This is a genomic window from Streptomyces verrucosisporus, assembly GCF_017114865.1.
Lineage (GTDB): Bacteria > Actinomycetota > Actinomycetes > Streptomycetales > Streptomycetaceae > Streptomyces > Streptomyces fenghuangensis.
Map to the genome: position 1 here is coordinate 190,442 of NZ_JADEYH010000005.1, position 23,062 is coordinate 213,503.

Below are 23,062 nucleotides of genomic sequence, written 5' to 3' on the forward strand. Positions count from 1 at the left end.
GGTCAGGGGGTGTCCCACTTCTGGTTGGCGGTGCCCGAGCAGGTCCAGATCTGCGTCTTGGTGCCGTTGGCGGAGTTGCCGTCCTTCACGTCCAGGCACTTGTCGGCATTCGGGTTGACGATGTCCCGGGCCTCGGTGACGACCCACTGCTGGGCGGCCGTGCCGTTGCAGTCCCAGATCTGGACGGGGGTGCCGTCGGCCGTGCCCGCGCCGGAGACGTCCAGGCACTTGCCGAGCGCGCGTATGGTGCCGTCCGTGCCGACGGTCCACCGCTGGGCGGCGTTGCCGTTGCAGTCGTGGATCTGCACCGGGGTGCCGTTGGCGGTGTCCGCCCAGGCCACGTCCAGGCACTTGCCCGCCAGGCCGGTGATGGTGCCGGTGCCCTCTCCCCCGCCGCCGTCGCCACTGGTGACGCGCACGTAGTCGACGACGAGCTTCTGCGGGAAGACGGTGCTCGAGTCCGGCAGGCCCGGCCAGTCGCCGCCCACCGCGAGGTTGAGGATCAGGAAGAACGGCTTGTCGAACACCCAGCGGTCGCCGCCCAGGTCGGCCGGGGTGCGGCGCTGGTAGACCTGGCCGTCGACCGACCAGGTGATGGAGTTCGGGGACCAGTCGACGGCGAAGGTGTGGAAGTCGTCGGCGAACGCCCGGCCGCCGGGGAGGGTGTAGCCGGCGCCGATGCCCTCGCCGCCTGAGTAGCCGGGCCCGTGCAGGGTGCCGTGCACGGTTCCGGGCTCATAGCCGACGTTCTCCATGATGTCGATCTCACCGCTGCCCGGCCAGCCGACGCTGCCGATGTCGTGGCCGAGCATCCAGAACGCGGGCCACATGCCCTGTCCGCGCGGGAGCTTCATCCGGGCCTCGACGTGGCCGTAGGTGGTGGTGAACTTCCCGGCGGTGTTCATCCGGGCCGAGGTGTACTCGCAACGGCCGTACCAGCACTGGTAGTTGCCCGGGTTCTCCTTGCGGGCGGTGATCACCAGGTTGCCGTTGCCGTCGAGCGCGGCGTTGGCGTTGCCCGGGGTGTAGTACTGCCGCTCGTGGTTGTTGCCGCTGTTGTCGCCGGTCTCCAGCTGCCATCTGCGGCCGTCCACCGCCGATCCGGCGGGGCCGTCGAAGTCCTCCTCGAACAGCACGGCCGCCGGGGCCGCTTCGGCCTTCTGCGCGGTTCTCTGAGCGGCCTTCTGCGCGGTCCCGCCCACCGGGTCGGCGGTCGCGGTACCGGTGATCGCCAGGGTCGCGGCCAGCGTCAGCAGCACCGCCGCCGAAGCCCGGCGGCGGGAGCGGCGGCGCCGGGGCTTCTCGCCGCGGGGAGGGTCGTGGGGGGCGGGGAGAACTGTCAGGTGCATGACCATCACATCCGTCTGTCGTCCGGAGGTTCCGGCGGTGGGGGGCGCGGTGCGGACGGGAAGGTGCGGGCAGCGCTCGGCGCGCCGACCGCCCGCGTTCCAGGCTTGGTTCGGGCAGTGAGTCAACTCCTGGGGAAACCCGGCCGTCAAGGGCTTGGACGAGACCAATCAGCTTCAAGAGGTGAACAAGAGAGCGCTCTTGAGAGCGTTCTCAAACAGTGACACTCAATTTTGGCGTGAAGTCTTGACCACCCTTGCCCACTGCCGTTTGACTCCGTGCCCATGCCCGGCGGCGGCCCCGGAACCGGCGCCGGCGAACCGAGCCCCACCAAGCCGAGTCCCACCAGGCCGACCGGCGGCGACCCCGGACGAACCGCCGCACGGCCTCCCGGACGACGGCCGGGTCGCCCTGTCCACCGAACCGGTGGACCGCGCTTCGGCACCCGGTCCGGCCCCCGCCGCCCAGAAGCCCCTCACCCCCGCACCCCCGTCCAGCACCGCCCCGGAACATCGATGAGAGCGCTCTCAGAAACGGAGGCGCAGCCATTCTGAGAGCGCTCTCAGAACTGCGAGCGACAACTCCCTCACCCGTCGCTACCGAACAGGAAAGGCCCAGGAGGAGACACTATGAGAACCACAGGCACGGCCCGGACCAGAACCGCCGTCGCGGTGGCCCTTGCCGCCACCGCCCTGCTCGCCGGCTGCACCGCGGGCGCCCCCGGCGCGGGCGGCGGGCCGGCCGAGGGCGACAAGGGCGTGCTCACCGTCGGCATGCCCAACGGCCCGCAGACGGACAACAGCAACCCGTTCCTGGGCACCTCCGCGGGCACCTCCCTGGGCTACCGCCACATGATCTACGAGCCGCTGGTGATGGTGAACGGCGTCCGCCCCGCCGAGGAGGGCAAGCCCTGGCTGGCCAGCGAGTGGAAGTGGGCGGACAACTACAGGAAGCTCACCCTGACCGTGCAGGACGGGCCCACATGGTCCGACGGGAAGGAGTTCAGCGCCGGCGACGTGGAGTTCACCTTCCGGCTGCTGAAGGAGAACGAGGCGCTCAACACCAACGCCATCCCCTACGACGGCATCAGCCGCGATGGCGACACCGTCGAACTGACCTTCCCCGAGTCGCAGTTCGTCAACCAGAGCAAGATCCTGACCACCTTCGTCGTGCCCGAGCACATCTGGTCGGAGGTGAAGAACCCCGAGACCTGGCCCAACAAGAAGCCCGTGGGCACCGGCCCGTACACGCTCAAGTCCTTCACGCCGCAGACCATCACCCTCACCGCGCGCGACACCTACTGGCAGGAGGAGCCGAAGGTCGAGGAGCTGCGCTACACCTCCTACAACGACAACAACGCGCAGACCACGGCCCTGGCCAACGGCACCTGCGAGTGGTCCTTCGTCTTCACCCCGGACTACGAGAAGATCTACGTCGCCAAGGACCCCGAGCACCACAAGCTCTGGTTCCCCTCCGGACTGGGCGTCCACGGCCTGTGGTTCAACACCGCGAAGAAGCCCTTCGACGACCCGGCGCTGCGCCGCGCGATCAACCACGTCGTCGACCGCGAGGCCATCCACGTCCGGGCGCAGGCCACCCTCTACCCGGAGATCGAGAGCGTGACGGGCATCCCGCTGCCCGCAGGCGAGCCCTTCATCGCGCCCGAGTACAGGGGCGAGAAGCAGAAGGTGGACGTCGAGGCCGCCAAGAGGGAGCTGAAGGAGGCCGGTTACACCCTGGACGGAGGCGTCCTGAAGGACCCGGCGGGCAAGCCGGTGACGATGACGCTCACCGACCCGGCCGGCTGGTCGGACTACCTCACCGGTCTGTCGATCATCAAGGACAACGTCAAGAAGATCGGCATCGAGGCCAAGGTGAGGACCCAGACCGTCGACGCCTGGACCACCGCGATGAACGAGGGCGACTTCGACGCCAGCCTGCACTGGACCAACAGCGGCGCCACCCCGTACGACATGTACCAGCACGTGATGGACGGCGGGCTGTACCAGCCGCTGGGCAAGGCCTCCCCCGGCGGCAACTTCGGCCGCTTCCGCGACGAGGCGGCCACCGAGGCGCTCAAGGAGTACGCCGGCGCGAGCGACGAGGGCACCCGCACCGAGGCGCTGAACGAACTCCAGCGGATCATGGTCGAGGAAGTGCCGCTCATCGCGACCGCCGCCGCTCCCATCGGCGCCGAGTACAGCACCCGCAACTGGGTCGGCTGGCCCTCGGAGTCCGACCCGTACGCGCCGCCGCAGCCCACCCAGCCCAACTCCCTGGACGTCGTCCTGCATCTGCGCCCCGCCTCCTGACGGCGCGCGGGCTCCGGAAGCCGGGCGACCCCCGCCCCGCCGCACACCGCATCCCGTCCCCGCACCGCGGCGGGGCGGGCCCCGTCCGGCGGCCTCCGGCATCCCCGCGCACACGTCACAGGCGGCACGACAGCCACGACCACAGGGACGACAGGAAGAGCCATGTCCGAAGAACGCTCCGAAGAACACGCCGCGCCACCACCCGGCGCCGCCCCTGACACCGCTCCCGGCCCCGGGCCCGGTACCGCCCCCGACGGGCGCGTGGTGCTGGAGGCCGAGGAGGTGAGCAAGCACTTCCCCGTGCGGCGCGGCGTCCACGCGCTGCTGGGCGGGGAGCGCCGGGCCGTGCACGCGGTGGACGACGTGTCGCTGCGGCTGCGCCGCGGTTCGGTGACCGCGCTGGTGGGCGAGTCCGGGTCGGGCAAGTCCACCGTCGCCCGGCTGCTCGCCCAGCTCCACCCCGCGACCGCCGGGGAGATCCGGCTGGACGGCAGGCCGGTGCGGGCCGGACGGGGGCGGGCTTTCCGCGCGTACTGCCGGCACGTCCAGCTGATCTTCCAGGACCCGTTCGCCTCGCTCAACCCGGTGCACACCGTGCGCTACCACCTCACCCGCGCGCTGCGCATCCACGGCCGGGCCGGCAGCGGCGCGGCGGAGCTGGAGAAGGCGCTGGCCGCACTGCTGGAGCGGGTGCAGCTCACCCCGGCCTCCCGCTACCTGGACGCCTTCCCGCACGAGCTGTCCGGCGGGCAGCGCCAGCGGGTGGCCATCGCCCGCGCCATGGCCGCCGGTCCGCGGGTGCTGCTGGCCGACGAGCCGGTCTCCATGCTGGACGTCTCCATCCGCCTGGGCGTGCTCAACCTGCTGCGCGATCTGAAGGAGCGGCTGGACCTGGCGATCCTCTACATCACCCACGACATCGCCTCCGCCCGCTACTTCGCGGACGAGACGCTGGTGATGTACGCGGGGAGGATGGTCGAGGGCGGCGACAGCGAGACCGTCACCCAGCACCCCGCCCACCCCTACACCCGGCTGCTGCTGGCCTCCGCCCCCGACCCGGACCGGGTCACCGGGGGCAGCGGGGACGGCGCGGCCGGCGGAGACGGCGGAAACGGCGGGAAGGGCGCGGACCCCTCGGCGAGCGAGCCGCCCAGCCTGATCTCGCCGCCCGCCGGCTGCCGCTTCCACCCGCGCTGCCCACTGGCGATGGAGCGCTGCCGCGACCGGACCCCGCCGCGCTTCGAACTCGACGGCGGCCAGTGGGCGGCCTGCTGGCTGTACGACACCTCCCAGGACGCGCCGGCCGCCGGGGCCGGACGGGGGGCCGCGTCGTGAAGTTCGTCCTCCAGCGCCTGGCCTTCTACCTGCTGACCGCCTGGGCGGCCATCACCATCAACTTCCTCATCCCCCGGCTGATGCCCGGCGATCCGGTGCAGTCGCTGCTCGCCCGCTACCAGGGCCAGCTCTCCAGCAAGTCCATCGCCTCCCTGAAGGCCCTCTTCGGGCTCGACCGGGACCGCTCGCTGTGGCAGCAGTACACCGACTACTGGGCCGGTCTGGCCCGCGGGGACCTGGGGACGTCGTTCACCTACTTCCCCACCCCCGTCTCGGAGGTCGTCTCCCAGAGCCTGCCGTGGACGCTGGCCCTGGTGGGCACCACGACCCTGATCAGCTTCCTGCTCGGCACCGGCATCGGCGTCTTCGCCGGCTGGAGGCGCGGCTCCTGGCTGGACGGGCTGCTGCCGGTGACCACCTTCATCTCGGCCATCCCGTACTTCTGGCTGGGGCTGATCGCCATCGCGGTGTTCGCCGTGCAGTGGCCGCTCTTCCCCGCCTCCGGCGGCTACGACGCCTCCCTGGTGCCCTCCCTGAACGGGGCGTTCGTCTCCAGCGCGCTGTACCACGCGGTGCTGCCGGGGGTGACGGTCGTGCTCAGCGCGATGGCCGGCTGGGTGCTGGGGATGCGGAACATGATGGTGACCGTCTCCTCCGAGGACTACGTGATGGTCGCCCAGGCCAAGGGGCTGCCCGAGCGCCGGGTGATGTTCTCCTACGCCGCCCGCAACGCGATCCTGCCCAACGTCTCCGGCTTCGCGCTCTCGCTGGGCTTCATCGTCGGCGGCACGCTGCTGGTGGAGATGGTCTTCTCCTATCCCGGCATCGGCTACGTCCTCTTCCAGGGCGTCGGAGCCAAGGACTACCCGCTGATGCAGGGCGTCTTCCTGATCATCACCCTCGCCGTGCTGGCCGCCAACCTCCTGGCCGACCTGCTCTACATGATCCTCGACCCGCGCACCCGGAAGGAGGGCTGACCCATGGCCGTACAGGCGTCCGAAAGCGCCACCCCCATCGGCGCCGCCCCCGCCCCCGCCGCAGCCCCGCCCGCGGCCCGCCGCGACCGGCTGCGCTTCCTGCGCAACGGCAAGACCGCCACCGGGCTGGCGATCCTGGGCCTGTTCGTCCTGCTCGCCGTCGCCGGCGAATGGCTGGCACCCCACGACCCGTCCGCGATGAGCGACGACGTGCTCCGGCCGCCCTCCTGGGAGCATCCGTTCGGCACCACGCAGACCGGGCAGGACATCTTCTCCCAGGTGCTGGTGGGCACCCGCGGGGTGCTCGTGGTGGGCTTCGTCGCGGGCTTCTTCGCGACGCTGCTGTCGGTGCTGGTCGGGGTGAGCTCCGGCTTCCTGTCCGGCGTCGGCGACGAGGTGCTCTCCGCGCTCACCAACATCTTCCTCGTCCTGCCCGGGCTGCCGCTGATCATCATCATCGCCAGTTTCCTGCCGGACTCCGGCGACGTGATCATCGCGGTGGTCATCAGCCTCACAGCGTGGGCCTGGGGGGCCCGGGTGCTGCGCGCGCAGACCATGTCGCTGCGCGCCCGGGACTACGTACAGGCCGCGCGGGCCACGGGCGAGTCGACCTGGCGGATCATCGTCTTCGAGATCCTGCCGAACCTGACCGCCGTCATCGCCTCCGGATTCGTCGGAACGGTGATCTTCGCGGTGCTGTCGGAGATCACCCTGGCCTTCATCGGCGTGGCCGACATCTCCCACTGGAACTGGGGGACCATCCTGTTCTGGGCGCAGAGCAACCAGGCCCTCGGCCAGGGCGCGTGGTGGTGGTTCGTGCCCGCCGGACTGTGCATCGCGCTGCTGGGCACAGCGCTGACACTGATCAACTTCGGCATCGACGAGTTCGTCAACCCCAGGCTGCGCACCGCCGTCCGGGTCCGCGGCGGGGCCCGGATGCGGGTCGGCTTCACCCCCGTCGCCCGCGCCCCGCGCGGCGGGGCGGAGTCCGCGAGGGAAGCGGGCGGGGCACGCGAGACCGAGGAGACCACCGTATGAGCACATCGGCCACCTCCCCCCTGAGCGTCCCGCCGCGCGCCGCGACGCGGCCGCCGGTGCTGGAGATCGGCGGCCTGTGCGTCGACTACGGCGTCGGGGACGGCGCGGTGCGGGCCCTGCACGACGTGGACCTGACCCTGCGCCGCGGCGAGGTGCTGGGCCTGGCCGGCGAGTCCGGCTCGGGCAAGTCCACCCTGGCCTACGCCGTCACCCGGCTGCTCTCCCCGCCCGGGGTGATCACCGGCGGGGACGTGCGCTACCACCCGCGCGCGGGGGATCCGGTGGACGTGCTGGCCATGACCCCGCGGGAGCTGCGGGCGTTCCGCTGGCAGGAGGTCTCCATCGTCTTCCAGGGGGCGATGAACTCCCTCAACCCCGTCCACACCGTGCGCACCCAGCTCACCGACGTGCTGAGGGCCCACCGGCCGCAGATGTCCCGGGCCGAGCGCGCCGGGCGGGCGCGGGAGCTGCTGTCGCTGGTGGGGATCTCGCCCGACCGGCTGGGCGCCTATCCGCACCAGCTCTCGGGCGGGATGCGGCAGCGGGTGATGATCGCGATGGCGCTGGCCCTGGAGCCGGAGGTCGTCGTCATGGACGAACCGACCACCGCGCTGGACGTGGTGATGCAGCGCCAGATCCTGCGGCAGCTGGTGCGGCTGCGCGAGGAGCTGGACTTCTCGGTCGTCTTCATCACCCACGACATCTCGCTGCTGATCGAGTTCTCCGACCGGATCGCCATCATGTACGGCGGCCGGGTCGTGGAACAGGCCGGGGCCGCCGAGATCTACCGCGACCCCCGCCACCCGTACAGCCACGGGCTGCTGCACTCCTTCCCCGCGCTGCACGGCCCGCGCCGCGAGCTGACCGGCATACCCGGCTCGCCGCCGGACCTGCGGGCCATGCCGTCCGGCTGCGCCTTCCACCCGCGCTGCCCGAAGGCCTTCGAGCCCTGCGGCGTGCGAACACCCCACCTCGCGCCCGTGACCGACCCCGGCACCGGCGCAGACACGGACACGGACACCGGCCGCAGCGTCGCCTGCTGGCTGAACGACGACCGCCGAGACGGAGAAGCATGACCTCCACCACCCCCGCATCCCCCCTGACCACCCCCGCCCCCGCCCCCGAGCCGGTCGCCGGACTGCCGGCGGACTTCCGCTGGGGGGTGGCCACCTCCTCGTACCAGATCGAGGGCGCGGTCGGCGAGGACGGCCGCACCCCCTCGATCTGGGACACCTTCTGCCGCGTGCCCAAAGCCGTGGCCGGCGGCGAGAACGGCGACACCGCCTGCGACCACTACCACCGGATGCCGCAGGACGTGGAGCTGATCGCCTCCCTGGGCGTGGACACCTACCGCTTCTCGCTGGCGTGGCCGCGCATCCAGCCGGGCGGGCGCGGGAAGGGCAACCCGCGCGGCATCGCCTTCTACGACCGGCTGGTCGACGAGCTGCTGGAGCGCGGCGTCACCCCGTGGGTGACCCTCTACCACTGGGATCTGCCCCAGGAGCTGGAGGACGCGGGCGGGTGGCCGCAGCGCGACACCGCGTACCGGTTCGCCGACTACGCCGGGATCGCCCACGACGCCCTCGGCGACCGCGTCCGGCACTGGACGACGCTGAACGAGCCGTGGTGCTCGGCGGTGCTCGGCTACGACCAGGGGGTGCACGCGCCCGGCCGCCGCGACTTCGGCGACTCCATGCGGGCCGTCCACCATCTGCTGCTCGGCCACGGGCTGGCCGCGCGGCGGCTGCGGGCCGCCGCGAACGCCCCCGAGGAACTGGGCATCACCCTCAACCTGGGCACCGCCACCCCGGCGACCGACGGCGAGGCCGACCGGGCCGCCGCGCGCCGCGCCGACGGCATGGGCACCCGTCTCTACCTGGATCCGCTGGTGCACGGACGCTATCCGGAGGACGTGGTGGAGGACCTGTCCGCCCGGGGTGCGGCCCTGCCCGTGGAGGAGGGTGATCTGGAGGTGATCTCCACACCGCTGGACGTGCTCGGTGTCAACTTCTACTCCGGTCACGTCTTCTCCGGCACCGCCGAGGACGGCTCCACGAGCGGCGAGGACGGGCTGCCGGTGACCCGGATCGTCCCGCAGGGCCGGCCGCGCACGGCGATGGACTGGGAGATCGTCCCCGAGCGCCTGACCGAGCTGCTGGTGCGACTGCGGAGGGACTACGGGCTGCCGACGGTGATCACCGAGAACGGCGCGGCCTTCGACGACGAGCCGGAGGCCGACGGCACGGTGCACGACGCCGACCGCACCGCCTATCTCGCCGACCACATCCGCGCGGTGGCGGCGGCCCGGAGCGCCGGGGCGGACGTGCGCGGCTACTTCGCCTGGTCGCTGATGGACAACTTCGAGTGGGCCTACGGATACGCCAAGCGGTTCGGTCTGGTCCACGTCGACTACGCCACCCAGCGCCGGACCGTCAAGGACAGCGGGCTGTGGTACCGGGACACGATCCGGCTGACCCGCCGGGCCGCGGGCGGGGCCGACGGGGACCGGGCCGGCGGGGGTCAGGGCGACGGGGGTCAGGCCGCCGCGGGCTGACGTCCGGGCGGTGGTGGCGGGCGGCGGTCCGCGCCCGCCACCACCGCCCGCGCGCCCGCCTCCGGAGCCGCTTCCACCCCGAGGACCGTCTCGACCGCCTCCCGTGCGGCGGCGGCCAGCGCGCGGCGGTCGGGGTGGATGCCGTGCGGCAGCGGCGGCAGTACGGTCACCTCGGCGACCAGGCCCCCGGCGGCGGCCACCCGGCGCAGCGAGGCGGCCAGGGTGTCGTCGCCGACGAAGGCGGCCCGCGTGTCCACCGCCTCCGCCGTGTCCGTGGATCCCGCGCCCCGCGCCGCGCCGCGCGTCCGGTAGCGGATCGCCACCGGCTGTACGGGCACCCCGGCGTCCAGCGCGGCCTGGAACAGGGCCCCGCGGAACGGCCCGCGCCCCCTGCCGCACCGGGTGCTTCCCTCGGGGAAGGCCACCACCGTCGAGCCGGCGCGCAGGGCGGAGGCGACCTCCGCGACCGTGCCCGGCAGGGAGCGCAGCCGCTCGCGGTCGATGAACAGGGTGCCGCCGCGGGCGGCCAGCCGCCCCAGCAGCGGATACCGCCCGACCTCCCGCTTGGCCACCATCCGGCCGGGCGCGACGGCGGCCAGCATCGGTACGTCCAGCCAGGAGACGTGGTTGGCCACCACCAGTGCCGGTCCGGCGACGGGCCGGCCCGTGACGCGGACCCGCACCCCCAGCGCGGCGGCGATCGCCCCGCACCACCACCGCAGCAGCCTCCCGCGGCGGGCCGGGGCGAGGCGGCGCACCACCGGCGCCAGCGCCACCCCCGCCGGCAGGACGGCGGCCAGGGCCGCCCAGCGCGCCGCCCGCCGCACCGCCCCGGCGGCCGCCGGGCGGCCGGGCAGGCAGCCGGCCACGGTGCACGGCGAGAGCGGGAACCACGGATTCACCCCGGGGTCCGCCCGGTCCGGTGCGCCCGTCGCCCCTCCCTCCTCCTTCCCTTCCCCCTGTCCCGTCCCGCTCGCCGCCGGTTCCTCCGCCGGTCTCACCACTGGCCTCACAACTGGTCTCACCGCCGGCCTCACCGCCGCCGGTCCCGTCAGGCCGGGAGGAGGGAGAGGAAGTGGCGCAGATAGCGCGGGTTGGTGTCGCGCAGCGACAGCAGCACGTACAGGTCGGCGACGCCGAAGTCCGGGTCGTGGGCGGGCTCCCCGCAGACCTTGGCGCCCAGGCGCAGATAGCCGCGCAGCAGCGGCGGCAGCACGTTGCGGGAGGCGGCACGGGATGCGGCGTGCGGAGCGGTCCCGGCGGTGGCGCCCGGCACCGGCTGCGCGCCCCCCGCGCGCCAGGGCAGCCGGGGGCGCACCCGGTGCTCGGCGGGGGCCATGTGACGCTCGGCGACCGCGGCCCACACGGCGGCCGCCGTCGCCCCGCCGTCGGCCAGCGGCAGGGAGCAGCAGCCGCCGAGCCAGTTGTGGCCGGTGCGCTCCAGATAGCGGGCTATGCCCGCCCACATCAGGGCGATGACGGCGCCGTCGCGGTGGCCGGGGTGGACGCAGGAGCGGCCCGCCTCCACCAGGTCGCCGCGCAGGCCGGCGCCGTCCAGCAGCCCGTCCAGCTCGAACTCGGCCTCGGCGTACAGCCGTCCGGCCACGCGCGCCCGCCCGGGCGGCAGCAGCCGGTAGGTGCCCACCACCTCCCCGGTCGCCCGCTCCCGTACCAGGAGGTGGTCGCAGTAGGCGTCGAAGGGGTCGGTGTCCAGGCCTGGTTCGGGGCCTGCCAGGCGGGCGCCCAGCTCGCCGGCGAAGACCTCGTGACGCAGGCGCTGCGCGGCCCGTACGTCCGCCTCGTCGCGGGCCAGGGAGACGGTGTAGCCGTCGCCCGCAGGCGCGGAGGACGGCGCCGGGGCCTGCGCGGGTGCGGCGGGCTGGGCGGGGACGCCGGGGAGGGCGGGGAAGGTGGAAGGCGTGGCGGGCACGGGTACGGCTGGCACGGCGGATGCGGACACGGCGGGTCCTCCTGGTCCGGGCGGCGGCGGATCACCTGTCCCGCCGTGCGGCGGGACCGGCTCTCCTCCTTTCTTCGCCGGGCCGGCTGGACTGCGCGTGACCGCTCCGGAGAGCAAGGGTGTGCGCCGGTTGAACACACGCCCCCGGCGCGTCCGGAGCGCGGGTGGCGGCGGCGTCACCCGCGCGGGGCACAGGGACATGAAACCGCCCGTCCCGGTCAAGGGATGGAGTGAGAGGTCATCAGGCGGCGCGGCGGCGCCCGGCCGGAGGGACGGCGAGCGATGCGGACGGCTGGAAGCGGGCGGGGCACGGGGCGGCGGGCCGTGCGGACACGGGTGCGGGCGCTGGCGGCGGCGGTGGTGTGCGCCGCGCTGCTGACGGGCTGCCCCGGGGCGGGGAACGGCGACGGGGAGCAGGAGGGCCGCTCCCCGTTCACCGGGGAGAGCGTGCCGGACGCCTCGGCGCCGGTGCTCGCCGTGAAGATCGACAACGTGGCGGCCGCGCGCCCCCAGACGGGGCTGGAGCAGGCCGACATCGTCTACGTGGAGCAGGTCGAGTCGGGACTGACCAGGCTGCTGGCCGTGTACTCCTCCGATCTGCCGCCCTCCGTGGGCCCGGTGCGCAGCGCCCGGGAGTCCGACATCGAACTGCTGCGGCAGTTCGGCGAGCCGGCCTTCGCCTTCTCCGGGGCGCAGTCCAGGCTCAGGCCGGTGCTGGAGGACTCCCCGCTGCATCTGATGCAGCCCGGCGACGCGCCCGGGGCCTACTCCCGCAGTCCGGACCGCTCCGCCCCGCACAACCTCTACCTGGACCCGGAGGGCGTGCTGGGCGAGGCGCCCGACGCGGTGAGCGGCGCGTCCGACATCGGCTTCCGCTTCGGTCCGGCACCGCAGGGCGGCCGGGCCGGCACCGAGGAGACCGTCCGCTACCCCGCCGCCCGGTACGCCTTCACCTGGTCGGCCGAGGACGGCCGCTGGCTGGTCTCCATCGACGGCCGGGAGGCGGCCGCCGCCGGCGGCGGCCGGCTCGGGGCTCCCACGGTCGTCCTCCAGCGCGTGGAGATCCGCGACTCCCGTTTCAAGGACCGCGGCGGCAGCGTCAGCCCCTACTCGGAGACCGTCGGCTCCGGCGAGGCGACGGTGCTGCGCGGCGGGCGGGCGTACGAGGCGCGCTGGTCGCGGCCGTCGGCTGAGAGCGGCACGGAGTTCACCACGCCGGAAGGCGACCCGCTGAACTTCGCCGAGGGCCAGGTGTGGGTGGTGCTCGCCCCGCGCTGAGCCGCCCCCGCCCCCACTGTCTAGTCCGGTGCGGTGCGGCGCCGCAGGACGGCGCGCAGGTCGGCCTCGAAGGCGTCGTAGCGGGTGCGCAGCGCCGCGCCCGGCCAGTCGCCGGGCAGCAGGGCGGCCGGGAGCAGGGGGTCGGCGAGCAGATGGCGCAGGACGGCGGCCGAGACGGTGAAGCGCCGGGCCGGGTCGCCGGCCTCCGCCGCGGTGTCGGCGGCGGCCACCAGGGCGTGGGCCCGTGCCGCCCAGCCGTCCAGGTCCCACAGTGCGGCGGCCAGTTCGGCCGGGTCACGGTCGGGGGCGCCGGTCAGCAGGGTGCACTGCTCGGCGACGACGGGCGGCCGGGGCCGCAGCAGGTTGGCCGGGCGCAGCCAGGTGCCCTCGCGCAGTTCGGCCAGGCGCAGGGCGGCCATGGCCTGGCGCAGGGCACCCCGGTCGGCCGCGTCCCGGCGTTCGGCGGTGACGACGGCGATCTCCCACTCGCCCCGCCAGTCACGGGTACGGGGCGCGCGGCTGTCGTCCTGGCGCGCCTGGCGCTCCAGGAGGCGCATGGTGAGGCCGTACGCGCCGTCGGCGGTCTGGGCCAGGTCCCCGGCCGCGACCATCCGCGACAGCGCCACCCGTACCGTGCCCTCCGCGATCCCGAAGAGTTCGCCGACCCGTACCAGGGCTCTGGCGGGCAGGGCGGGCGGGTGGTGGCCGAGCAGGGTGCTGAGCACGACCGAGCGTGCCGTCAGGGGGCGCAGGGCGAGCTCTCCGGCTCCGTCCATCCCGTCCATCCCGTCCATCCCGTCCGGACCGGCTGTCCCGTCTGTGCTGTTCATGGGCAGCGCGATCCTAGCCTCCCCTGTCATTACAGTCTTCCACCACGCGTACGGGATCTGTAATGTCGGAGCACGGGCACCGCCGCCCGCCACCGTCCCCGCCGGAGGTCGCCGTGAGCGCCACCCATGAAGTGATCAACCAGCCCCCGCCGCTGACCGGCTTCACCGCAGCGGACGATCCCGCCGTGTTCGAGGCCCTGCGCCGCCACGGCGCGCGGTGGGGCGAGGCCCAGGTGCGGGAGCTGGGCGCACTGGCCGGCACCCCCGAGGTGCAGGACTGGGCCCGGATGGCGGAGGAGGTCCCGCCCCGCCTGCGCACCCACGACCGCTACGGCCACCGCGTGGACGAGGTGGAGTTCCATCCCGCCTGGCACCGTCTGATGGCCACCGCCGTCGAGCACGGGCTGCACGCCGCGCCCTGGGCCGAGGACCGCCCCGGCGCCCATCTGGTGCGCGCCGCCAAGTTCTACCTGTGGTCCCAGGCCGAGGCCGGGCACGGCTGCCCGGTCTCCATGACGTACGCGGCCGTCCCCGCGCTGCGCGCCCGGCCCGAGCTGGCCGCCGCCTACGAGCCGCTGCTGACCGCCCGCTCCTACGACTTCGGGCTGCGGCCCCCGCTGGGCAAGTCCGGGCTGATCGCGGGCATGTCGATGACCGAGAAGCAGGGCGGCTCGGACGTGCGGGCCAACACCACCGAAGCCGTCCCCGCCGGCGACGGCGCCTACCGGCTCACCGGCCACAAGTGGTTCACCTCCGCCCCGATGAGCGACGTCTTCCTGGTGCTGGCGCAGGCCCCCGAGGGCCTGACCTGCTTCCTGCTGCCGCGCGTGCTGCCCGACGGCACCCTCAACGCCATGCACCTGCAGCGGCTGAAGGACAAGCTGGGCAACCGCTCCAACGCCTCCTCCGAGGTCGAGTACGACCGGGCCGTGGCCTGGCCGGTGGGCGAGGCGGGCCGCGGGGTGCGCACCATCGTGGAGATGGTCAACATGACCCGCCTGGACTGCGTCCTGGGCACGGCCGCCGGCATGCGCGCCGGGCTGCGGCAGGCCCTGCACCACACCGCCCACCGGCGGGCCTTCGGCGCCAGGCTGGCCGAGCAGCCGCTGATGCGCTCGGTCCTGGCCGACCTGGCGGTCGAGTCGGAGGCCGCCACCACCCTCGGGCTGCGGCTGGCGGCGGCCGTGGACGCCGCGCACGCCGGGGACGAGGGGGAGGCGGCCTTCCGCCGCCTGGCCCTGGCCGTGTCCAAGTACTGGGTGTGCAAGCGCGGCAGCGCGCACGCCGCCGAGGCGCTGGAGTGCCTGGGCGGCAACGGCTACGTCGAGGAGTCGGGCATGCCGCGCCTGTACCGCGAGGCGCCGCTGCTGTCGATCTGGGAGGGCTCGGGCAACGTCGCCGCCCTGGACGTACTGCGCGCGCTGGACAGGGAGCCGGCCGGGCTGGACGCCGTCCTGGCGGAGGTGGACGCCGCCGCGGGCGCCGACGCCCGTCTGGACGCGGCCGCCGCCGGAGTGCGGGCCATGCTGCCGGAGCTGAAGGACCCGGTCGGCGCACAGTTGCGCGCCCGCGTCTTCGCCGAGCGCCTGGCGCTCGTCCTCCAGGGCAGCCTGCTGGTGCGCCACAGCCATCCGGCAGTCGCCGACGCCTTCTGCGCCTCCCGGCTGGGCGGGGAGTGGGGCCACGCCTTCGGCACGCTCCCGGCGTCCGCCGACCTCACGGCGATCCTGGACCGGGCCCGCGCCGGGTGATGGGGGCGGCCGCCGCGTCCGGGAGCTGATCCGTCAGCAGGTGCGGCGCCAGGTGTCCAGGGGGAGGCGCTTGCGGATGGAGCTGAGGTCGAGGCGGCGTGAGGTGTCGCAGAACTCCTCTGTGTCCAGCGCGTATTCGGCGTGGAAGACGGCCTTGCCGCGCTCGGTGAACGGGGCGAGCTTCGCGCACTCGCCGAACTCGGCGCACTCCTCGTTGACCGCGAAGTCGAAGTCGTCCACCAGCTGCGGGATCTGGTCGAGGTCGTTCTTCAGGCCGACCGACAGCCCGTGCCGGTGGGCGAGTTCGGCGACCATGCGGTTGAACGCGAGCTGGTCGCGGGCGGTGAGGGGGAAGCCGGTGTCGTTGCGGTAGCCGTCCAGGAGGTCGGGCTCGACGGCGTCGAAGCCCTTCCTCGCGCACATGTCGACGCGGGCGGCCAGGATCGGGCGCAGGACGTCCAGGCGGCGGATGTCCACCCAGCGCTCGCCGGGCCAGCCGTTGCCCCGGCCCAGCACCTGCGGCGGGTAGTCGTCCCGGTCGGGGCGGAAGTCCTCCCAGGCGCCGGCGTTGAGGTAGCAGATCACCTTCCGGCCGCGGGCGTGGAGGGCGGCGACGGTGTCCGCGCCGTTCTCGAAGCCGTCGATGTCGAAGACCTCGGCGTCCACGTCGAGGTCGATGCGGCCCTGGAGCTGCCACTGCCAGGTCGTGCCGGGGGGCGGACGCCACCGGCTCCGCTGCGGTGAGGCGTCACCGGGCGGCGTCCGGTCGGGTGCGGTGGCGTCCGGTGCGGTGCCCTCCGAGCAGGCCACCGTGAGCAGCAGCAGGAGGAGGCAGAGCAGCCGGGCGGCCGGGCGGCGGATCGTGCGGCGAGGCGCGAAGCGGGTCACGGGGTGATCCTCCCGCAGCCGAGCACGGGCCGGGGCGTCGAGCGCCACGGGTTGGCCCCCTCCCCCGGCACCGCGCAGTGCACCTCCGCACCGCGCTCGTGGGCGGTGCGGGCCGCCTCGGCGGCCAGTCGGTCCGGTACGGCGTACACCAGGTGGCAGAAGCGGTGCGGCGGGTGGCCGCGGGTCCAGACGGGCACACCGGCACGGCGGTAATCCTCCCAGCGCCCCTCGAAGGTGACCAGCACATCGGCCAGGTGCGCGTATCCGGGGTCGGGGTGGACTCCGGGATTGAGGACGACGGTGGACGCCCCCAGCAGCCGGGCGGCCCGCACCGTGCGCCGGTAGCGGGGCAGGTGCTCGGCTCCGGCCGCGGCGCGGTCGAGGAAGGCGCCGTCCGTGCCGTACCAGCGGCGGTGGCGGCACACCTCGCGGAGCACGGCGCGCGGCGGGCGCGCGCCGTAGGCGGTGTCCACGTATCCCAGCAGCGGCACCCCGGCGCCCCGCAGCCGGGCCGCCGCGGCGGCGAGGGCCGGGTCGGGGCGCGGCCCGGGGCCGTCGGCGGCGTTGACGACCACCGCGTACAGCCGCCCGGCGGCCCGGACCGCCGCCTCCCACGCCCCCGGATCGACGGCCGGGTGGACGTACAGCGGTACGAGCAGATGGCCCCGGTCCCGGCCCCGGTCTCGCGGCCCCCGTACGGCGGCGGGCGCCGGGGTGCTCTCCCGGCGCCCCGGGTGCCCCCTGCCCTCCGTGCGTCCTGCGCTCATGCGCCGGCCGCCCGCGCCCACAGATCGGCCAGGGACTCCTCCAGGGCGTACCCGGGCCGCCAGCCCAGCGCCCCGGCGGCGGCCGCGACGTCGGCCTGCTGCCAGGCGACGGCGGCCGAGCGGGCCGAGTCCGCGCCCTTCTCGTCGATCCGGCCGCGGAAACCGGCCGCCGCGGCCAGGCCCTCGGCCACGTCCCGCACCGCGCGGGCGGCGCCCGCGGCGATGTTGAGCACCGGCGGCAGCGGCCCGGGGGCGAGGGCCGCGGCGGTCGCGGCGCGGGCGACGTCGCGGGCGTCGACGAAGTCGCGGTGGGCCGAGAGGTCCCCGACCCGCACCACCCCGTCCGGCCCGGCCCGGCGCAGTTCGGCGGCGAGCCGCCCGGGCAGGGAGGCGGCCGGCGCGCCGGGGCCCACGGGGTTGAACACCCGCAGCACCACCGCGTCCAGGCCGGAGCCGGTGACGGCCAGGGTGCCCACCAGCTTGGCGGCGCCGTACAGCCCCACCGGGCGGGTGGGATGGTCCTCCGCCAGCGGGTGGCCGGGGGTTCCCGGCCCGTACTCGGCGGCCGAGCCGAGGTGGACCAGACGGGCTCCGGGCGCGGCCTCGCGCAGGGCCGCGCAGAGCGCGGCCGGGCCGCGGGCGTTGGCCCCGGTGAGGTGGAGGGCGTCGCCGCCGACGGCTCCCGCGCAGTTGACCACGGCGTCCGGGCGCGCCTGCCGGATCAGGGAGGCCAGTTCGGCGGGGGTGGCGGTGGCCAGGTCCACCGTCAGGTCCACGGGCGGGTCCGCGTGCGGGCCGGCCGACGGCTCGGCGGACACACCGGCGCCCGCGGCGCGGCCCGCGCCGAGCACCCGCACGCCCGGCTGGGCGCGCAGGTGCCCGGCGGTGTGCCCGCCCAGATAGCCGGTGGCCCCCAGGACGAGTACGCGCATGGTCCCCGGTCACGCTCCCCTGATCAACTGGCCGCGGCGGGCGGTGAACTCGGCGTTGGCACGGTCGTAGTCGTCGGGTCTTCCGATGTCGAGCCAGTAGCCGCCGAAGTCGTAGGCGTGCGGCGGGGTGCCGTCCGCCAGCAGGTCGAGCACCACCTCGTCGAAGCCCAGCGGCAGTCCGGGCGTGTAGCGGGCCAGGGCGGCGCGCGAGACGCCGTACACGCCCATGGAGACGCGGTAGTCCATGGTGGGCTTCTCGGCGAAGCCGGTGACGCGCCCGGACTCGGTGCTCAGCACGCCGAAGTCGATGGAGACGGTGCGTACATGGGTGGCGATGGTCAGCGGCGCCCCGGAGTCCCGGTGGCCGCGCAGCACGTCGCCGAAGTCGAGGTCGGTGAGGATGTCGCCGTTCATCGCCAGGAAGTGCTCGGGCAGCCGGTCGAGCATCGTCAGCAGCGGGCCCATGGTGCCCAGCGGGCTGTCCTCGGTGGTGTAGTCGACGCGCAGGCCCCACTGGGAGCCGTCGCCGACGTAGGCGCGGATGATGTGGCCCAGGTGGCCGATGGCCAGGGTGCAGCTGGTGAACCCGGCCGAGGCGAGCTGGCGCATCACGATCTCCAGGATCGCGTGCTGGTCGCCGATGGGCACCAGCGGCTTGGGCAGGGCCGTGGTGTACGGGCGGAGCCGGACTCCCTTGCCTCCGGCCATGATGACTGCGTGCATCGGTGCTGTCCTCTCCGTGGGGACGGGTGGCGGATCGTGTGTGACGGATCGCGTGCGACGGACGGCGGGACGTGACGGACGGCGGAGCTCACCGGCGGGCCCGGTTGACGGGTGCGGCGGTTTCGCGGCGGGTGCGGCGGCGGGCGCCGCCGACGGCTCAGACGTTGTAGAGGTCGGTCTTGTAGCGGGCGAGGTTGGCCGGGTCGCGGAAGAACTCGATCGTGCGGGCCAGTCCCTCCTCAAGGCTGTGGGAAGGCGCCCAGCCGGTGGCCGCCCGCAGCCGGCCGGCGTCGCAGACCAGCCGCATCACCTCGGAGTCGGCGGGGCGCACACGCTTCTCGTCCTGGACGATCTCGACGTCGGCGTCCATGAGCTTGCCGATGAGGGTCACCAGGTCGCCGACGGATGTCTCCCCGCCGGTGCCTGCGTTGAGGGTGCGTCCGACGACGGCCTCGGCGGGTGCGGTGCCGACGGCCAGGAAGGCGGCGGCGGTGTCCTCGGCGTAGGTGAAGTCGCGGGTGGGGCGCAGGTCGCCCAGGGTGATGGTGCGTTTCCCGGCGGCGAGCTGGCCGATCACGGTGGGGATGACGGCGCGCATCGACTGGCGCGGCCCGTAGGTGTTGAAGGGCCGCAGGGTGACCACGGGGGTGCCGAAGCTGGCGTGGTAGCTGTCGGCGAGCCGGTCCCCGCCCGCCTTGGACGCGGCGTACGGGGACTGGGTGTTGATCGGATGGTCCTCGGTGATCGGCACCGTCCGAGCGGTCCCGTAGGTCTCGCTGGTGGAGGTGTGCACCAGGCGCGGGATCTCCAGGTGGCGCACCGCCTCCAGCACGTTGAGGGTGCCGGTGACGTTGGTCTCCACATAGCTGTGCGGGGCGCGGTAGGAGTACGGGATCGCGATGAGCGCGGCCAGGTGGTAGACGGTCTCGGCGCCTTTGACCAGCCCGTTCACCGAGCCGGGGTCGCGGACGTCGCCGAGGACGATCTCCACCTCCTCCAGCACCTCCTTCGGCAGGGTCTCCAGCCAGCCGAAGGAGGAGAAGGAGTTGTACTGGGCCATCGCGCGCACCCGGTGGCCGGCGGCGACGAGCGCCTCGACCAGGTGCGATCCGATGAATCCCTCCGCGCCGGTGACGGCGGCCGTCCGGGGGGCGGGGGCCGCTGCGGGCGTGGTTCCGGGCGTGGTTGCCGGTGCGGGGGCGGGTTCGGGCGTGGTCATGGGTGTGCTCCGTTTCCTTCCGGGCCTGCGGTTGCCTGTGAAGCGGTGGTGCGGGCGGTACGCGGTGGTGCGGGCGGTTCAGCGGTGGGTGGTGATCCGGCCGAGCAGTGCCGCGGCGGTGGCGAACAGGACGAGGGCGGCGGCGGCGCAGACGGCCGTCAGGACGGCGTCCGGTCCGGCGAGGCCGGGGTGGAGCCACAGCGGTGCGGCGGCGCAGAGCGCGGCGGCGGCCGCCGTCACCGCCGCCGGGGTCCGGGCGGCGCCGAACGCCTGGAGCAGCAGCCCGGTCCACAGCACCGCGCCGAGGGCGAGGACGGCCGGCAGCCGGGCGGGGCCGGCGGGCGGTCCGCCCGGCCACAGCGCGGCGGTGGCCGGGACGAGGGCGGCCAGGGCGGCGAGGTAGCCGGCCAGGCACACCCCCAGGGCCCCTGCCGCCCGCCACCGCAGGCCGGCGGCGGTGGTGCTGCGGGCGAGGGCGGCCAGTGCCAGGGAGCGGCAGCGGTACAGCAGCCACTCGGCCGCGCCCATGCTGAGGGAGAGGGCGACCACCACGGGCCCGGCCGGCGCGGCGCCCGCGCCGTGCCACAGCGTCCCGCCCAGGGCGGCCAGGGCGGTCAGCACTCCGCAGCCCAGGCCGAAGAGTCCGTAGGGCGCGGACGCCCGCCGCGCGGGGAGCGCGCCGTCCGCCGCCGCGCCGAGGGCCCCGCTCCCCTCGCGCACGGCCCGTACGGTCTCGCGCACCGCCGCCGCCACCGCCGCGCAGACGGCGGCGGCAGGCAGGGCGGCCCTCGCCGCCGCCTGCACCGCCGCCGGTACGGCCTCCGGCGGCGGCAGCGGCAGCACCGCCGCGCCGAGCGCCAGGGGCAGCAGGGCGAACAGCAGCAGCCGTTCCCGGCCCAGGACGAGCAGGACGGTGGCCGCCGCCAGGTAGACCGCCTGGCCCGCCGCGAAGAGCAGCGCGGCACCGGGGGCCGGCAGCGGCGCCGCGGTCGCCAGGGCCGCCGCCAGGGCGATCGGCGCGCCCGCCGGTGCACCCGTCCGCAGTACCCGTCCCGCGGCCGCCCGTCCGCCCGCCGCCAGGGCGGCGTACGCGCGGTGGGCGAGTGCCTGGTTCCAGGCCCAGGCCGCGAGTGCGGAGGCGGCCAGCGCACCCGTGCCGGCCGGGAGGCCGAGCCGGTCCGGCGGCCCGGTGAGGAAGGGGGCGGCCAGCGCGTAGCCGAGTCCGGGGAGGGTGAACACCAGGCCGCGCAGCAGCGCGGTGCCCGGATCTCCCCGCCACGGGTCGGGGACGGGCGGGGGCTCGGGGAAGGCGCGCGGGACCCGGGCGAACAGTTCGGCGGCGGCCTCGAAGGTGTCGTGGCGGCCGTAGCGGCGCTGGATCTGCTCGCCGGTCAGGCCCTCGGACTCCAGGTGGGCCGCGATCTCGTCCGGGTGGACGGCCGCGGCGCACACCTCGGCCATCTCCTCGGCCAGGGCGTCCAGCGGATCGTCCGCCCAGCTCGGCCGCCGTCGGCTCCGGGCGGCCGGGGCGGTGCGGCCGGGCGCCCCCTCCGGGGGCGGCGCGCCGGGGACGAGTCTGAGCGTCCCGCTCACCGGGGGCCTCCCGAGGCTCCCGCGGCCAGCGCCATGGCGGGTGCCCGCACGCCCGAACCCCCACCGGAGAAGGCGAGTTCGCGGTAGATGTCGCGGAAGGCGCTGATGGTCTGCCGGAGGGTGAACTGCTCGATCACCCGCAGCCGGGCGCCCTCGCCCATCCGCGCCCGCTCGCCGGGGTCCCTCAGCAGCCGCAGCGCGGCCCGCGCCATGGCCTCCGGGTCGCGCGGCGGTACGACCAGTCCGCACTCCCCCACCGCCTCGCGCACTCCGCCCACGTCCGTGGAGACGGTGGCGCGTCCGCAGGACATGGCCTCGATCAGGGTGAAGGGGAAGCCCTCGCTGACGCTGGAGAGCATCACCGCGTTCCCGGCGGCGTAGGCGTCGCGGATGTCCTCCACGCGTCCTTCGAAGGTCACGCCCCCGGCCGCCCCCAGCTCGGCGGCGAGGGTCTCCATGCTCGCCCGGTACGCCTCCGCGCCGCGCGGGGTGCCGCCGAAGATCCGCAGCCGGGCGGCGGGGATTTCCTTCCTGACCAGGGCGAAGGCCCGGATGAGGGTGGCCAGGTCCTTGATGGGGTCGATGCGCCCGGCCCAGCTCAGCGTCGGCTGCTCGGGTTCGGGGCCGGCGGGCGGGAACGCGGTGGGGTCGACGCCGTTGTAGACGGTGCGTATTCGCTCCGGCGGGGTGCCGCCGTGCTCCTCCCAGCGCCGGTTGTAGCGGTTGCCGGGGGTGACCAGCGCGGCGCGCCGGTAGCCCTCCTCGGCCAGCAGCCGGTACAGGCCCAGCAGCAGTGCCTTGACCGGCCAGCGGTACGGTTCGGCGCGGCTGCCCAGATAGCGTTCGCGCAGGTAGACGCCGTGCTCGGTGAGCAGGAACGGTACGCCGTGGCGGTGGTGGGCCACCAGTGCCGGCAGGGTGGCCAGTCCGCCGCTGACCGCGTGGGCGACCCCGCCGGTGACGGGGGGCGCGGCCAGCGGGCGCAGGGCGTGCTCCAGCAGGTCGACGCCGGTCAGCGCGTCGTGCAGGGTCGGCCGGGCGGCCGCGGTGGTCAGGTGGGGCCGGTTCCACAAGCGGGCGAGGGCGCGGGCGGCGGCCTCGGTGCGCAGGGCGGGCGAGAGGGCTCCCCGGGAGGCGTAGCCGGCCATGGTGCGGAGTCCGGCGGGGAACAGCCCCTCGGCCTGCGGGTCGAGGAGGGCGAGGAGGAAGTCCTCCAGTGCGGTGAGGAAGCGGCGCAGCTCCCGGCCGCGCGGGGCCCGGCCGGGCGGGGGCGGGCCCCACAGCGGCAGGGTGTGCGTCCGCCGTACGTGGGCGGGCGTCCGCCAGACCGGGCGTTCGCGCCCGGTGCCGGTGACGGCGATGACGTTGAAGTCCACGTCGGGCATGCCGTTGACCAGTTGGTCGCACCACACGCTGACTCCGCCGTGGCTGTGGGGATAGGTGCCCTCGGTGAGCAGGGTCACCGAGGGGGTGCCGAAGCGCGGTCCGGCCGGCTGCCTGTGCATGGCGGTCGTTGTCTCCAGGGAGGCGGGGAAACGAGCGGTCCGGTGTCACGGGC

General features: G+C 74.7%; 19 protein-coding genes. 8 read left to right on the top strand and 11 right to left on the bottom strand.

Features of this window, described 5'->3' with window-relative positions:
• Positions 1-2: 2 nt before the first annotated feature.
• The gene (locus IQ279_RS09320; protein ID WP_206347880.1) at positions 3-1,349 is read right to left on the bottom strand and encodes a glycoside hydrolase family 16 protein; all 1,347 of its coding nucleotides are present in this window, start codon (positions 1,347-1,349) and stop codon (positions 3-5) included.
• A gap of 627 nt (positions 1,350-1,976) precedes the next feature.
• Here IQ279_RS09320 and IQ279_RS09325 point away from each other — a divergent pair.
• The 6 genes from IQ279_RS09325 (at position 1,977) to IQ279_RS09350 (ending at position 9,563) form a co-directional block, all read left to right on the top strand.
• A complete protein-coding gene (locus tag IQ279_RS09325) occupies positions 1,977-3,659 on the top strand; it encodes an ABC transporter substrate-binding protein (RefSeq protein WP_206347881.1) in 1,683 nt (560 codons plus the stop codon).
• Positions 3,660-3,821: 162 nt separating this feature from the next.
• Positions 3,822-4,994 carry an ABC transporter ATP-binding protein gene (locus IQ279_RS09330; protein WP_206347882.1) on the top strand — a complete coding sequence of 391 codons (1,173 nt, stop codon included), beginning with the start codon at positions 3,822-3,824 and terminating at the stop codon, positions 4,992-4,994.
• Positions 4,991-5,971 carry an ABC transporter permease gene (locus tag IQ279_RS09335; protein ID WP_206347883.1) on the top strand — a complete coding sequence of 327 codons (981 nt, stop codon included), beginning with the start codon at positions 4,991-4,993 and terminating at the stop codon, positions 5,969-5,971. Before IQ279_RS09330 ends, IQ279_RS09335 begins: the two co-directional genes overlap by 4 nt.
• A gap of 3 nt (positions 5,972-5,974) precedes the next feature.
• Positions 5,975-7,009 carry an ABC transporter permease gene (locus tag IQ279_RS09340; protein WP_206347884.1) on the top strand — a complete coding sequence of 345 codons (1,035 nt, stop codon included), beginning with the start codon at positions 5,975-5,977 and terminating at the stop codon, positions 7,007-7,009.
• Positions 7,006-8,085: an ABC transporter ATP-binding protein gene (locus IQ279_RS09345; protein ID WP_206347885.1), complete on the top strand. Its 1,080-nt coding sequence runs from the start codon at positions 7,006-7,008 to the stop codon at positions 8,083-8,085. Before IQ279_RS09340 ends, IQ279_RS09345 begins: the two co-directional genes overlap by 4 nt.
• Positions 8,082-9,563: a GH1 family beta-glucosidase gene (locus tag IQ279_RS09350; protein WP_206347886.1), complete on the top strand. Its 1,482-nt coding sequence runs from the start codon at positions 8,082-8,084 to the stop codon at positions 9,561-9,563. The genes IQ279_RS09345 and IQ279_RS09350 overlap by 4 nt, the downstream gene beginning before the upstream one ends.
• On the opposite strand, the gene IQ279_RS09355 is transcribed toward IQ279_RS09350, so the two are convergent.
• Both IQ279_RS09355 and IQ279_RS09360 read right to left on the bottom strand, forming a co-directional pair.
• Positions 9,545-10,465 carry a lysophospholipid acyltransferase family protein gene (locus IQ279_RS09355; RefSeq protein ID WP_206347887.1) on the bottom strand — a complete coding sequence of 307 codons (921 nt, stop codon included), beginning with the start codon at positions 10,463-10,465 and terminating at the stop codon, positions 9,545-9,547. The two genes, IQ279_RS09350 and IQ279_RS09355, sit on opposite strands and share 19 nt — an antisense overlap.
• A gap of 149 nt (positions 10,466-10,614) precedes the next feature.
• Positions 10,615-11,493: a GNAT family N-acetyltransferase gene (locus tag IQ279_RS09360; RefSeq protein ID WP_307792280.1), complete on the bottom strand. Its 879-nt coding sequence runs from the start codon at positions 11,491-11,493 to the stop codon at positions 10,615-10,617.
• A gap of 312 nt (positions 11,494-11,805) precedes the next feature.
• Here IQ279_RS09360 and IQ279_RS09365 point away from each other — a divergent pair, with 312 nt between their 5' ends.
• The gene (locus tag IQ279_RS09365; RefSeq protein WP_206347888.1) at positions 11,806-12,801 is read left to right on the top strand and encodes a DUF3048 domain-containing protein; all 996 of its coding nucleotides are present in this window, start codon (positions 11,806-11,808) and stop codon (positions 12,799-12,801) included.
• A 20-nt stretch (positions 12,802-12,821) separates the two neighbouring features.
• Here the strand turns inward: IQ279_RS09365 and IQ279_RS09370 are convergent, their stop codons facing one another.
• The gene (locus tag IQ279_RS09370) at positions 12,822-13,586 is read right to left on the bottom strand and encodes a PaaX family transcriptional regulator C-terminal domain-containing protein (protein WP_372445109.1); all 765 of its coding nucleotides are present in this window, start codon (positions 13,584-13,586) and stop codon (positions 12,822-12,824) included.
• A gap of 158 nt (positions 13,587-13,744) precedes the next feature.
• On the opposite strand from IQ279_RS09370, the gene IQ279_RS09375 reads away from it, so the two are divergent.
• The gene (locus IQ279_RS09375) at positions 13,745-15,382 is read left to right on the top strand and encodes an acyl-CoA dehydrogenase family protein (protein WP_206347889.1); all 1,638 of its coding nucleotides are present in this window, start codon (positions 13,745-13,747) and stop codon (positions 15,380-15,382) included.
• Positions 15,383-15,415: 33 nt separating this feature from the next.
• Here IQ279_RS09375 and IQ279_RS09380 read toward each other — a convergent pair whose 3' ends face one another.
• The 7 genes from IQ279_RS09380 to pelF all read right to left on the bottom strand — a co-directional run bounded on the left by IQ279_RS09380 (position 15,416) and on the right by pelF (position 23,009).
• Positions 15,416-16,270 carry an endo alpha-1,4 polygalactosaminidase gene (locus tag IQ279_RS09380; RefSeq protein WP_307792277.1) on the bottom strand — a complete coding sequence of 285 codons (855 nt, stop codon included), beginning with the start codon at positions 16,268-16,270 and terminating at the stop codon, positions 15,416-15,418.
• Entirely contained in the window at positions 16,267-17,037 is a 771-nt protein-coding gene (locus IQ279_RS09385) for a spherulation-specific family 4 protein (RefSeq protein WP_206347890.1), read from the bottom strand. The genes IQ279_RS09380 and IQ279_RS09385 overlap by 4 nt, the downstream gene beginning before the upstream one ends.
• On the bottom strand, positions 17,034-17,969 hold the full coding sequence (locus tag IQ279_RS09390; RefSeq protein ID WP_206347891.1) for an SDR family oxidoreductase: 936 nt from the start codon (positions 17,967-17,969) through the stop codon (positions 17,034-17,036). The genes IQ279_RS09385 and IQ279_RS09390 overlap by 4 nt, the downstream gene beginning before the upstream one ends.
• 9 nt (positions 17,970-17,978) lie before the next feature.
• Positions 17,979-18,692: a sugar phosphate nucleotidyltransferase gene (locus tag IQ279_RS09395; protein ID WP_206347892.1), complete on the bottom strand. Its 714-nt coding sequence runs from the start codon at positions 18,690-18,692 to the stop codon at positions 17,979-17,981.
• Positions 18,693-18,849: 157 nt separating this feature from the next.
• Positions 18,850-19,911, bottom strand: a complete 1,062-nt coding sequence (locus IQ279_RS09400; protein ID WP_206347893.1) for an SDR family NAD(P)-dependent oxidoreductase — start codon at positions 19,909-19,911, stop codon at positions 18,850-18,852.
• A 78-nt stretch (positions 19,912-19,989) separates the two neighbouring features.
• Positions 19,990-21,504: a hypothetical protein gene (locus IQ279_RS09405; RefSeq protein ID WP_206347894.1), complete on the bottom strand. Its 1,515-nt coding sequence runs from the start codon at positions 21,502-21,504 to the stop codon at positions 19,990-19,992.
• Positions 21,501-23,009, bottom strand: a complete 1,509-nt coding sequence (gene pelF, locus IQ279_RS09410; RefSeq protein ID WP_206347895.1) for a GT4 family glycosyltransferase PelF — start codon at positions 23,007-23,009, stop codon at positions 21,501-21,503. Before pelF ends, IQ279_RS09405 begins: the two co-directional genes overlap by 4 nt.
• Between the last annotated feature and the right edge of the window lie 53 nt (positions 23,010-23,062).

Excerpts from the sequence above, each read along its gene's own strand:
- IQ279_RS09395 (WP_206347892.1), bottom strand. The coding sequence starts at position 18,692 with ATGCACGCAGTCATCATGGCCGGAGGCAAGGGAGTCCGGCTCCGCCCG.
- IQ279_RS09370 (WP_372445109.1), bottom strand. The coding sequence starts at position 13,586 with ATGGACGGGATGGACGGAGCCGGAGAGCTCGCCCTGCGCCCCCTGACG.
- IQ279_RS09340 (WP_206347884.1), top strand. The coding sequence starts at position 5,975 with ATGGCCGTACAGGCGTCCGAAAGCGCCACCCCCATCGGCGCCGCCCCC.
- IQ279_RS09390 (WP_206347891.1), bottom strand. The coding sequence starts at position 17,969 with ATGCGCGTACTCGTCCTGGGGGCCACCGGCTATCTGGGCGGGCACACC.
- IQ279_RS09325 (WP_206347881.1), top strand. The coding sequence starts at position 1,977 with ATGAGAACCACAGGCACGGCCCGGACCAGAACCGCCGTCGCGGTGGCC.
- IQ279_RS09320 (WP_206347880.1), bottom strand. The coding sequence starts at position 1,349 with ATGCACCTGACAGTTCTCCCCGCCCCCCACGACCCTCCCCGCGGCGAG.
- IQ279_RS09330 (WP_206347882.1), top strand. The coding sequence starts at position 3,822 with ATGTCCGAAGAACGCTCCGAAGAACACGCCGCGCCACCACCCGGCGCC.
- pelF (WP_206347895.1), bottom strand. The coding sequence starts at position 23,009 with ATGCACAGGCAGCCGGCCGGACCGCGCTTCGGCACCCCCTCGGTGACC.
- IQ279_RS09345 (WP_206347885.1), top strand. The coding sequence starts at position 7,006 with ATGAGCACATCGGCCACCTCCCCCCTGAGCGTCCCGCCGCGCGCCGCG.
- IQ279_RS09400 (WP_206347893.1), bottom strand. The coding sequence starts at position 19,911 with ATGACCACGCCCGAACCCGCCCCCGCACCGGCAACCACGCCCGGAACC.
- IQ279_RS09385 (WP_206347890.1), bottom strand. The coding sequence starts at position 17,037 with ATGAGCGCAGGACGCACGGAGGGCAGGGGGCACCCGGGGCGCCGGGAG.
- IQ279_RS09365 (WP_206347888.1), top strand. The coding sequence starts at position 11,806 with ATGCGGACGGCTGGAAGCGGGCGGGGCACGGGGCGGCGGGCCGTGCGG.
- IQ279_RS09350 (WP_206347886.1), top strand. The coding sequence starts at position 8,082 with ATGACCTCCACCACCCCCGCATCCCCCCTGACCACCCCCGCCCCCGCC.